This window comes from Vibrio sp. ABH4_348 (assembly GCF_056159765.1).
In genome coordinates this window covers 552220-564235 of record NZ_JBSWVW010000002.1, presented here as the reverse complement: position 1 = coordinate 564235, position 12016 = coordinate 552220, and the positions used below count along the sequence as shown (strand labels likewise).

At 44.9% G+C, this 12016-nt stretch carries 10 protein-coding genes; 5 read left to right on the top strand and 5 right to left on the bottom strand.

The genetic code is table 11. From position 1 onward, the window contains the following. Nucleotides 1-5 precede the first annotated feature (5 nt). Nucleotides 6-2465, bottom strand: a complete 2460-nt coding sequence (locus ACXAFJ_RS16295) for a glycogen/starch/alpha-glucan phosphorylase (protein WP_475324873.1) — start codon at nt 2463-2465, stop codon at nt 6-8. Between the two features lie 294 nt (nt 2466-2759). Here ACXAFJ_RS16295 and ACXAFJ_RS16290 point away from each other — a divergent pair, with 294 nt between their 5' ends. After that, a complete protein-coding gene (locus ACXAFJ_RS16290) occupies nt 2760-3152 on the top strand; it encodes a thiol-disulfide oxidoreductase DCC family protein (RefSeq protein WP_475325771.1) in 393 nt (130 codons plus the stop codon). A 603-nt stretch (nt 3153-3755) separates the two neighbouring features. Next, nucleotides 3756-5417 (top strand): methyl-accepting chemotaxis protein, encoded by a 1662-nt coding sequence (locus tag ACXAFJ_RS16285; RefSeq protein ID WP_475324872.1) that lies wholly within the window; start codon nt 3756-3758, stop codon nt 5415-5417. Between the two features lie 102 nt (nt 5418-5519). On the opposite strand, the gene ACXAFJ_RS16280 is transcribed toward ACXAFJ_RS16285, so the two are convergent. From ACXAFJ_RS16280 to ACXAFJ_RS16270, 3 genes are all read right to left on the bottom strand, one after another. Further along, complete coding sequence (locus ACXAFJ_RS16280; protein ID WP_475324871.1) at nt 5520-6242, bottom strand: YebC/PmpR family DNA-binding transcriptional regulator; 723 nt, start codon at nt 6240-6242, stop codon at nt 5520-5522. Nucleotides 6243-6324: 82 nt separating this feature from the next. Further along, a complete protein-coding gene (locus ACXAFJ_RS16275; RefSeq protein WP_475324870.1) occupies nt 6325-6534 on the bottom strand; it encodes a DUF3283 family protein in 210 nt (69 codons plus the stop codon). A 171-nt stretch (nt 6535-6705) separates the two neighbouring features. After that, nucleotides 6706-6903: a hypothetical protein gene (locus ACXAFJ_RS16270; protein ID WP_475324868.1), complete on the bottom strand. Its 198-nt coding sequence runs from the start codon at nt 6901-6903 to the stop codon at nt 6706-6708. A 403-nt stretch (nt 6904-7306) separates the two neighbouring features. Here ACXAFJ_RS16270 and ACXAFJ_RS16265 point away from each other — a divergent pair, with 403 nt between their 5' ends. Genes ACXAFJ_RS16265 through ACXAFJ_RS16255 form a run of 3 tightly spaced genes read left to right on the top strand, consistent with a single transcriptional unit; the run spans nt 7307 to nt 9568 of the window. Continuing rightward, a complete protein-coding gene (locus ACXAFJ_RS16265; RefSeq protein WP_475324867.1) occupies nt 7307-8170 on the top strand; it encodes an ABC transporter ATP-binding protein in 864 nt (287 codons plus the stop codon). After that, nucleotides 8167-9108 carry an ATP-binding cassette domain-containing protein gene (locus ACXAFJ_RS16260; RefSeq protein WP_475324866.1) on the top strand — a complete coding sequence of 314 codons (942 nt, stop codon included), beginning with the start codon at nt 8167-8169 and terminating at the stop codon, nt 9106-9108. The genes ACXAFJ_RS16265 and ACXAFJ_RS16260 overlap by 4 nt, the downstream gene beginning before the upstream one ends. Nucleotide 9109: 1 nt before the next feature. After that, nucleotides 9110-9568 (top strand): transcriptional regulator, encoded by a 459-nt coding sequence (locus ACXAFJ_RS16255; RefSeq protein WP_475324864.1) that lies wholly within the window; start codon nt 9110-9112, stop codon nt 9566-9568. 82 nt (nt 9569-9650) lie between these two features. Here ACXAFJ_RS16255 and ACXAFJ_RS16250 read toward each other — a convergent pair whose 3' ends face one another. Continuing rightward, nucleotides 9651-11630, bottom strand: a complete 1980-nt coding sequence (locus tag ACXAFJ_RS16250) for a replication initiator protein RctB domain-containing protein (RefSeq protein WP_475324863.1) — start codon at nt 11628-11630, stop codon at nt 9651-9653. Between the last annotated feature and the right edge of the window lie 386 nt (nt 11631-12016).

Below are 12016 nucleotides of genomic sequence, written 5' to 3'. Positions count from 1 at the left end.
ATCCTCTATTCGTTACGTGAAACGCAATCAAGTTTCCAAATGGTGTTAACGTAGTCACGAATACTTCTGTCTGAGCTGAATTTTCCAACCAGTGCGGTATTCAGAATGGCTTTTTTCGCCCATAAAGTCCTGTCGCGATAGTCTGTATCAATAGCCTGTTGCGCTTGAACATAAGAAGCAAAGTCAGCCAATACTAAATAAGGATCTCCTCCACCCAGAACACTGTCATAAGTGGAACGAAGCCTGCCGGGTTGACCCGGTGTGAACTCATCGCCAACTAAGAGTTCAAGCGACGCTTTAAGCAGTGAATCGGCGTGATAAAAATCATACGGGTTATAGCCTTGGCTGCGCAACGATTCTACCCCTTCCACATCCAGCCCAAAGATGTAGATATTGTCGTCGCCAACCTCTTCGCGAATTTCAACATTAGCGCCATCCATAGTGCCCACAGTTAACGCCCCATTTAACGCCAGCTTCATATTACCGGTGCCTGAAGCCTCTTTACCTGCGGTCGAAATCTGCTCTGAAACATCTGCGGCGGGAATGATCAACTCTGCTATCGAAACGCGATAATCCGGCACAAACACCACTTTCAACTTGTTACCAATTCGCGGATCTTGATTCACTTTTTCGGCGATCTTGTTCAGTGCGTAAATGATGTCTTTCGCTAAGTAGTAACCTGGCGCGGCCTTGGCTGCGAAAATGAACACGCGCGGCACCATATCAAAGTCGGGATCTTTTAATAAGCGATGATACAGAGAGAGAATATGCAGCATGTTCAAGTGTTGCCGCTTATATTCGTGCAGGCGTTTAATTTGAACATCGAAAATGGCATCCACATCCAGTGTGATGTTCATATTGCTTTGTACCCAGTCAGCAAAGCGCTGTTTGTTGGCGCGCTTCACCGCTAAGTATTTCTCTTGAAATGTTGTGTCTTCAGCAAACGCCTCAAGCTGTTTAAGCTGATCTAAGTCGGCGACCCAGTCATCACCAATGGTCTCAGAAATAAGTTGAGATAGGCCGGGATTACACAGCTTCAACCAACGTCTTGGGGTAATACCGTTAGTCACGTTTTTAAGTTTATCTGGATAAAGCGCATCAAACTCAGGAAATAGATCCCGTTTCACCAATTGTGAGTGCAGCGCTGCCACACCGTTTACCGCATAGGAACCCACCACACTGAGATTTGCCATTCGAACCACTCGGTGAAAGCCTTCTTCGATAATCGATAGCTTTTGCTGTTTGTGGACATCTCCCGGCCATTTGTCGCGTACCACTTGCAAGAACCTGTGGTTAATCTCGTAAATGATTTCCATATGACGAGGAAGAAGACGCTGAATCAAGGCTTCATCCCAGCTCTCTAGCGCTTCAGGGAGCAAGGTGTGGTTTGTGTATGCGAAAGTCTGCGAACTTATCTGCCAAGCAGATTGCCAGTCCAACCCTTTCTCATCGATTAAGATCCTCATCAGTTCAGGAATGGAAATGGCTGGATGGGTGTCGTTCAGTTGAATCGTTTCATATTTAGGCAAGGAGGCAAGCGTGTGGCCCGCCATTTCATGACGGCGAAGAATGTCTCTCACCGACGCAGCACTGTGGAAGTACTGTTGCATTAAGCGCAGTGTTTTGCCCTTTTCGTGATTGTCGTTTGGATAGAGCACTTTGGTGATGTTGCCGGCATCGATAAGAGCATGTTGCGCTTCGAAATAGTCGCCATTATTGAAGCTATCGAGCGAGAATGGTGCGATGGCCTGACATTCCCACAAACGCAGCGGATACACCGTATTGCTTTGGTAGCCGACTACAGGCATATCCCAAGGCATGGCTTTGACTCGCATGCCGGGCACCCAGCGTCGTTTTTCAACACCTTGCTCTTCATAGGTTTCAACATGACCGTAAAACCCAATCTCTTGTGCCAGTTCAGGTCGAGCCACTTCCCATGGATAGCCCTCTACTCCACACCATGCATCGGGCGCTTCCATTTGATGACCGTCTTTAAAAGATTGTTGGAACAGACCGTATTCGTAATGCAGGCCGTAACCTACAGATGGAAACTGCTGCGCCGCCAGTGAATCCATAAAACAGGCCGCTAGTCGGCCTAAGCCCCCATTGCCGAGAGAAGGATCGCGTTCGTGCTCAAGCAGATCACTCAGATTTAATCCCAGCTCGGACAAACATTCTTCCACCTCTTGATAGAGGTCCATATTAATTAGGTTGTTACCGGTCAATCGCCCTATCAAAAACTCGAGTGATAGATAGTTCACGCTCTTGGCATTGAGGATCCTAGTGTCGAGTTCAGTATGCAGCATATCTAAAGTCGTGATTTCTGCCAGTGCTTGCCCCATGGCCAAGTACCATTGCCGAGACGTCGCGGTTTCTGGTGTGGTGGCATAAGTCGCAGACAAATGCTTGCGCACGCTCTTCTTGAAAGTGTTTTTATCAAATTCCAAGCAATGGATCGGTTTCATGATGTTTCCTCTTGAACTCTCTACATACTGGCAATTCTTTGATTGCTCAGGTTTCGGTGAAAGTAATTAAGCCTTTATAAAAACTAGTTGCCTTAACCGACGATCACGGCTGGGCAGGAGCAACTTTTTTCAATATGCTATTGAAATCACATTCCGTGTTGAAACAATCCAGTGCTTCATCAATAGTCACCTTGAATCTGCAGTTGAAATGAACTTGTCTATGGTGATTTCGTATGACAAGCAAACACATACCAACTAGAGCTCACAATGACCGCAAACAGCGTCCAAACTTCAATGCCTGCGTTGACCGTTTTTTATGACGGGACGTGTCCCCTGTGCGTAAAAGAAATGCGCCAATTGTCGAAACGAGATGTGGAACACCGACTGAACTTGGTCGATATCTACAGCAACGACTTTTTGAACTATCCGGATGTCGACCCAGTAGAGGCATCAAGGGTGTTGCACGGTATTGATAGCCAAGGCACCTTACACCTCGGATTGGACGTGACTTATCTAGCATGGAAACACGTTGGAAAAGGCTGGCTGTATGCGCCGCTTCGCTGGCCCGGTATCAAAATCATAGCTGATTGGTTTTACATCAAGTTTGCCAATAATCGTTACAAGATATCGGCGTTGCTCACCGGTCAATCTCGTTGCGAAAGCGGAACTTGTGGTATCAAAAAATAGTTAATACACGTTGTTAATCGGACTTTAACGTGTTCCTCTCCCACCATACCCCGCCAGGTTAGACACGTTTTGTTACATTAAGCCAAATAAGCGTTCTAGTTCACATTATGTTCTGCTCAACTTCGATAAGTTGAGCTAATAACCCTAGGGCGTGTTGACCTTTCGAGGTTAAATTTTGTTCGAGATAAAAGCGTTTTAATCGCGGCGAGAGGTTTGTAGCCTAGTCATTCTAAGCAAAACACCTCTCAACAAAGAGTAAAACGCTTTTAGCCGAACCCTACGGGCAGTGTTTGTGGCTCCTTTCTACGGCGTTATCGGCTTATCGAGTAGAATAACTACACATCAAAGCCTCTGCCTTGTATAAAGAACCCACAAACTGCTGCAAAAATCAGCTCGAAAGGTCAACACGCCCTAGTTATTTAGAACTATAAAATCCAGATTTTGGCACAGAAAGATAAATACCATGTAAATAGAGCATGACAGCCTACAACGCGGAAATTGCAATCCTCGGCTATATTCTATCTATCAGATAAACATGCCACGGGTATTTTGTCTTCAACCACATCTTGATGTGTCAAATCTACCAATTTGAGAGTGCTTGCTATGACGTTATCAATTAAAAGTCGCTTAACCCTACTTGCTTTAGGCCCTTTGGTTGCCGTCACTTTAGGTGTGTTTCTAGTGACGTATATGGAAGTAAACGCTTTATCAAATTCCCAAGTCGACTCCGCCAGAAGCAATATGATGGAGATGAAGAAGCAGGAGCTAAAGTCTTACATGGACTTAACTCAATCTGCTCTAGAGCCTATTCTGACGCAAGGTGGCAGCTTTGAAGATGCCATCCCGACACTACGAGCACTGTCATACGGCGCTGATGGCTACGTCTTTGCCTACGACATGAAAGGGACTCGCCTAACGGTAGGGAAATCGGACAACGGAATCGGGCAAAACTACTTTGATTTGCAAGATCAAAAGGGAAACTACCTGATTCGGGATTTGATCAGCAACAGTAGAACGGGCGAGTTTACCACCTATTACTTCCCTAAACTCGGGGAGACAGAGCCACTACCTAAGCTCAGTTACAGCATCTACATACCTCAATGGGATCTGATATTGGGTACCGGTTTTTACACCGATGACATCGATGCCATCGTGCAACAGATGAAAGCCAACTCAAATCAGGTTCTCAACCAATCTCTGTTCGTCATTATTGCGTTTTGTTTGGTGTTAGCGGTCGTAGCATCAATCTTTGCCATTTACGTCAATCGTTCCATCATGAAACCGATTCAAAGCTTGGACAAATCGATGCAAGAATTTGCCAGTGGTGAAGCTGATCTCACCGCGCGAATGGAGTCTTTTAACGCGCCAGAATTTGCTAGCTTAAGTCATCACTTCAATAGCTTTGTCGCCAGCTTGCAAGACATCATACGCAACGTTCGAACTCTCGGTGAAAACGTATTAGATGAAACTCAGCAAATGTCGCAGCGAGCCGCCTCGGTAGATTCAATTTCTGGTAAGCAACGCGAAGAAACTGAGCAAGTCGCCGCGGCGATGACTGAAATGACCACCAGTGCTACGGAAATTAGCCACAACGCCGATCAAGCTGCCAGCTCAGCTAAAGAAGCAGAAACCGAGTCCTCGAGTGTGTATCAGATAGTTCATAATGCCGCCGATTCCGTGAAACAACTGGCTAGTGAGGTGGATGGTGCCAGCCAAGTTATCACTCGTTTGGAGCACGATGTGCAAAACATCTCGAGCTCACTTTCAGTCATTTCAGACATTGCCGAGCAAACCAACCTATTGGCACTCAATGCGGCCATCGAAGCAGCTCGAGCCGGTGAGCAAGGTAGAGGATTTGCTGTGGTCGCCGACGAGGTTAGAAATCTGGCCAGTCGAACCCAAGACAGCACAGGTGAAATTTCTGCAATGATTACCAAACTAAAAACCGCTTCAGACGATGCTGTCCACGCGATGAATTCTAGCCAAACGCGCAGCTCAGAAACGGTAGAGCACGCAATGGAAGCCGCAGCGGCTTTGGAGCGTATTCAGGCATCGATTGGAAATATCATGGACATGAACGCGCTTATTGCTACTGCAACCAGTCAACAGAGCCATGTAGGGCAAGACATTTCAGAGCGTATCAATGTGATTTCGGAGCAGAGTACCGAATCGGCAGGATTAGCTTCTCTCAATCGTCAAGGTAGCCAAGACTTGAATGAACGCGCCACGGAGCTCTTTAAAACGGTTGACCGATTTGTGGTTTAGAACTTAGCTAAAATACGGATTTACAGTGTAAAAAAACGGAGCTTGTTTGCTCCGTTTTTACTTTGTGATAGTCAGGCATTACTGAGTCAGTTACTCAACCTGTTATTCCACTACTGTTGCGTTATGGTAAACCTGTTGAACGTCATCACAATCATCAAGCATGTCCAGGAACTTTTGGAAACGCTCAGCGTCTTCACCAGACACTTCAGTATGCGTTTGCGGCACAAATGTGATTTCTTCTACGTCCAGAGTAAGGTCTGGGTAGGCTTCAGATAACGCCGTTTTGGCCTTGAAGAACTCTGTATGAGGAGCAAAAACCGTGATCACACCGTCTTCTAATTCGATGTCAGTAACATCAACGTCAGCCATCATCAAATCTTCTAGAATCTGCTCTTCATCTTCACCTTTAAACTGGAACACAGCTTGGTGATCAAACATGTGGGCAACGGTACCCGGGCTACCGATTTTCGCTCCCGTTTTGACAAAACATTGGCGAACATCTTGGAAAGTACGGTTGCCGTTATCAGTCAGACAGTCAACGATAACGCTGGCACCACCCGGACTAAAACCTTCATAACGAGCCGGCTGGTAATCTTCACCGCCGCCGCCTGTCGCTTTATCGATAGCTTTATCGATGATGTGGCCCGGAACCTGATCTTTCTTTGCTTTCGCAATCAGGTGGCGCAGAGACAGGTTCGCATCCGGATCTCCGCCTCCATTTTTAGCACACATGTAAATTTCTTTACCGTACTTAGAGTAAACCTTAATTTTTGCGCCTTGGGTCTTAGCCATAGAGGCTTTGCGCACTTCAAAACTTCTTCCCATCTGGGCACTCTCTTGTCTTTTTAAACGTCGGCGATTTTAACAAATACCGCCCTATTTTCAATTGAGCTAAACGGTGTCGAGTCTAAACCACACCCATTTGTGTTTTGTATTTAGCAATGCAGCTCAAAAAATGCTCCTGTTCAGTCTGGACAGATAATGTTGCCAACTGGGAGTCAATCGCTTCGGGTCCAGCTTTCGCTTCTTTAATTTTCCAAACGATGAAGGCTGCTTGCTTTTCAATTTCTATCAGATTTTTCTCGTGATCCGGCAACAATGATAAGTTCTGGCTCATGATAAACCTAACTAAAAAATTTAAAGGCAGACACTATACCCAAGAAATCACAGGACTGCGATAACACCGGGTCACAAATGTTGGCTTGAGGATGGGGGTTCTAAATACAAAAAGGCGCATTTCGCGCCTTTGCAAGTTCACCGATTGGTGTGAAGAAATGGATGTACTCTATTAGTGAATGAGGCCAAGTTCACGCGCTTCTTCAAGCGATAGACCACTGTCACGAATTTCCTTGAGCATTTCTATCCTTCTGCGGGCTTCAGCCGATTTTGCCGCGCCAACTTTTTTCGCTGAACGCACATCATCTTCTAATTCCCATTTGTCTGCCATCTCTGTCATTTGGTCATGGTCAATTGAATTTATGGACATATTACCCTCCGAAAAAACCATGTCAGGGACAGGACATCTTTACCAAGGAGCGAATAGGCTTGTTAAGTGATTTGTTTACAGACTGTGATAGCGGTAAAAGTTCTAAACCCTGTTACAAAATCCTATCGAAAATCGCTTTGCAAGCACGTTATTGGCGGAGTACATTTAGGGGATTGCCCTTTTAAAAAATGTGGGCAAATTGTCACCTTCAATTGTGAATGTGTAATCACACTTCCTGCGACTTCTGAGCTGCTATTTTTGCCCAAGATTTCTGCCCTACTTCGCCTCTTTTCATTTGTCACTCATCATTTTTAGACTTAGTTCAACTTTTCAGTTCGGTTAACTTTTCATTGATAACAATAACCTTAATGATATCGATTATCTTTTGTAAGTGAGAATCGTTATGAGTAATAACTTGTTAGAAAAGTCGTTCCACGACGACCCGGTAATTTCTATTCGGAACTTGTGTGTCGATTACATTACCGATAATGGTGATTTTAATGCGGTGAAATCCGTTAGCTTTGATATCGGCCGTGGCGAAATCTTTGGCCTTGCTGGTGAATCGGGTTGTGGTAAAAGTACTATCGCGTTTGCTATCAATCGTCTGCACAAGCCGCCTGCGTTTATCTCCGGCGGTGAGATTCATTTTGATGGTAAAGACCTACTAAGCCTGCCAGACGAGCAGTTGAACGCGATTCGCTGGAGTGAAATCGCAATGGTTTTCCAGAGCGCAATGAACTCTCTAAACCCTGTTCTGCCAATCGAAGAGCAATTTGCTGATGTATTGCGCCACCACCAAGGTTTTACGCGTGAGCAAGCGAAAGAGCGCGCTGAAAAACTGCTCGATCTTGTGAACATTCCAAGAGAAAGACTCAGCGAATACCCGCACCAATTCTCTGGTGGTATGCGTCAGCGTTTGGTGATCGCGATTGCCCTATCACTCAACCCAAAAATGATCATCATGGATGAGCCTACAACGGCACTTGATGTGGTTGTACAACGTGAAATCTTGCAGCAAATATACGGATTGCGTGAAGAGTTTGGTTTCTCGGTTCTGTTCATCACTCATGATTTGGCGCTAATGAGCCAGTTGTGCGATCGAATTGCCATCATGCGCCACGGCGAAATCGTTGAGGTTAATGAATCCAAAGAGATTCGAAACAATCCTCAACACCCTTACACGCAAAAGCTTTGGGCTTCGTTCCCGAACATCCACGAGGGTAAACATAAAGAGCAAGAATCTGCACAAGAAGAGGTAACAGCATGAGTGACCAACCACTAATCCAAGTTAAAAACGTTGTAAAAGAGTTCACTATTGGTGGTGGATTTGCCTCAACAGAACGATTCAAAGCGTTGCAAGGTGTAACTTTCAACCTTCATAAAGGTCGCACTCTGGCACTGGTTGGTGAATCGGGTTGTGGTAAAAGTACCGTTGCTCGTCTGATTACTAAGGTCTACCCATCAACCTCTGGCGAAATCTTGTATAACGGTCGTAATATTGATGAGCTGCAATCTCGCAAAGAAGTGCTGGATTACCGCAGTAAAGTACAAATGGTGTTTCAAGACCCGTTCGGCTCTTTGAATCCCACTCAAACGATACGTCATCATCTAACCCGTCCGTTAAAAATCCATAACCAAGTTAGCAGTAAAGAAGAATTGGATAAGCGTTTATCAGAGCTTCTTGACCTGGTTGAGCTTGTACCGGACACCATTGATAAGTTCCCTCATGAATTGAGTGGCGGTCAACGTCAACGTGTAAACCTTGCACGTGCTCTAGCGGTAGGTTCAGAAATGATCCTGGCCGATGAACCAACGTCTATGTTGGACGTGTCGATTCGTCTTGGTGTGCTTAACCTGATGCAACGCATGAAAGAAGAGTTGGGCATTGGCTTCTTGTACATCACACACGATTTGGCAACCGCACACTACATCGCTGAGGAAACCGCGGTGATGTACAAAGGACAGATCGTTGAGTGGGGTGACACTCAGTCAATTCTGTCTAATCCACAGCATCCTTACACTAAGCTGTTGATTTCTGCAGTACCAGATCCGGATCTGCCATTTGGTAACTTGGTTCATTCTGAACCAAACTTCTCATTGGATGCTGATGAGATTCGCGCTCGTAGCATCGAGTATCAAACTGAGTTTAATCAAGTCGGTGAAAACCACTTTGTTAAGGTCTACCAAGAGAAGGATGCTGCCTAAAATGCCGTTAGAGTCTTGGATTAATGCTATCAGTGAATGGTACCAAACCCGAAAGCATGATCATGATGAGATCTTAGAAGGTCTCATTGTGACTGCGCCAGAGGAAGTTTGGGGCCCACAAGTCACCACAGAGCAAAGCAAAGCCATTGCCTGTTGGCTCGATGGGTGCTTGAGAGTGTATCAGGGAGCCAAGTTTTCAAACCCTGAAAAAGCTTATCAGTTCCTACAATTAGCCTATACAAGACTCGAACAAGCGATTCAAAATCCATTGAGTGCTCAGGAACTTGTAGATTGGGGCCGGGCCCGTTTGCAACACATTACTGTGTTAATTTTGGAGTTTTGCAATCAGCAAGATCAATCCAAATGGCAAACCGAGAGCCATCAAGTAATTGAGTCTCATGTCAGGTTAATGGCCACTTTGGATCGAAAGCATGATCAAGGAAATCATCAGTTTCACTAGATGTTGAGCGATTTTCCATGCTGGTATCGAAAGCATGATCAAGAAAAAATACAAAAATGGAGACGAAATCGTCTCCATTTTTTTATACCGCCATTTCGTCTAAGACTCTAAACACCGATTCATCTAAATGCCCTTCGTAGACGTTTTTACAAACTTTTCGTCGCACGGCCAAGCCCGAGATAAGACGCTCAATCGACAGATGCTTGTTTTCACTCTGTTGATTGTATAGCTCAATCACTTTACTCAAAGTCTCATAGGGAATAGCTTCCCCATTGACACGTAAATAATCAAGCTTCTCAATCAATTCTGAGCACTCTTCTTTGATTGATGATGGGGTATGTCCAGTCATGGCGGAAAGCGCCGTTATACCGCGTTCTAAAGCTTCTGAAGAGGTATACTTTGATAGAGTAATGGTAATTTCATCCGCATTGATCTCTACCAGGTGTTTTTTGAGTTTAACGCGACGGCCCAAACGACCACCGGTATTCGCGGGTTTGCGTTGGATGGGCTCAAATTCACCATCAATAATCTGTGACAACTCTTCCAGCTCTTGGCGACTCACCATTTCATTTCTCAATGGATTGGGCAAGGTAGGTGCCATGTTGCGTTTACCCGCATTGGTGGTACGAGCTCGAGAGTAGCGCAAGACTTCTTCAGCATCGCATTTGATATCGACCTGATAGTCTTTGATCTTACCTTGATCATCGATGGTTTCGATCGTTAAGTGATAGCCCCATAGATTGACTGCAAAAACGTCATCCGACACTTTGCCTTTTGATAATTTTTTCAGCTCTCGGATCAAATCCATGGAGAATCGGCGCCATTCAATGTTCCGTGCAAGCTTTTGATTAAGCTCACTTAGCAACATTGAATCGCTGTGCCGACGAGCCATCCTACTGCGGAAGTACGAATACAGCTGAAACACAAGCGTATGCTGTCTAAGTATCTCAGGCGGAAACAAGAAAAAGTAATCGCGAGTCAGAAGCTCTTCATAAAACGATGGCTCCCAGACTAAGATGTACAAGTTAGGTTTAATACGAATCTCGCCTGAAGCCCCTTCCACGGGTGCTTCTTCTGACGCAGTAACCGTTCTTGCAATAAACCGGAATCGATCACTTTTGAATCCTTCTGGCATGTTTTCACTGAGCCAGCGACCTGTGAGTTCGTGTAGTTGAAAATCGGTAAATTCAATTCGATCGATACTGTCTCGAATCGAGTCTCGTGCCGGCCCACTGTCCTTTTTGCCACGAAGTTGCAAGATATCCGTGATATACAATGGAGTCTTATTTGGAGCTTGAGCGGCGTCGAGTTGGTATTGAGCCTGGTGATGCTCGTGGTACTGAACTGTCAATGTAAACAGGGCAAACAAGGTCATCAGATCATCAACGGTCATGATGTTTTTTGAAGAGCGGGTTTCTATTACGGCGCGTGTACCGGAAATCGTTACCATGCTCTTTTGATAGTTCTTGCGAGTGCGTGGTGGCGCTAACGCTTGATCAATGATCCCGGCCCAGTTTGTTGGAGACACCACAAATTGATCAGCTTCGTCCTTCATCGCTGGTGGCGTATTGAGGCCATGTTCGTTGAGTAAGCGTTTATTAACTCGATTCTGAGCCAGTGCCTTTGAACGTTTTTGACGCTCATTGTGTTTAACCGTTTCAGTTACCAAGCTGGTTGCGCCGAGCGCAGAGATGAGTTGGTTTGGGTTAATAAAACGGTGGAGCATCGTTTTGCCCGCTAACCCTTCTTCGAATCGAACACCCGTTTGAGAAAACAAACCAACTGTGACTGCTGCTCTTAGCCTCTGTTGAATGGCTGCTCGAGTAAGCTTTCCGTCTGTCGCATCGATCAATTCTGTCGTGGACACTAACCCGTCTTTACTCGATAAACCTCTCAGGGCAATCAAGTTAAGAAGCTCAACGATGCTTTTTGTGACCCCTTTGAAATGTTGATATTGTTCTACCCAACTAATCGCTGATTCTGTCACTTCAAATAAATGACCGTCTTTGTGACTTCTCGGAGCCTTGATCAGTATTTTTTCCGTTGGGCTTGTGTGATCCATATCTCAAAGGCCGTAATATTAGTATGTTTCCGGAATGGTAAAGAAAAAAAGATCATAAATAAAGAAAAAAAATGATTTTTTATTTATCTGATCTTTATGTTTATTTCTGATTATATTGATTAAATGATCTAATGATCTGAGATGCGTTTTGATTGTAAGTTTATGTAATTAAAGGGTAAAAATAAATAGCTTTCGAAAGCATGATCATACAAACCTCGAAACAATGATCATATAAACATTGAAAGCATGATCATTACAGCAAAGAAAGTATGATCAAGACGTTTATGAAAGCATGATCAGTATGATTCGAAACTATGATCATCAGCACTTCACATCTTATCCACATCTCTGACTAAATAAATACTCGTTTTTTAGTTCCTTTAACT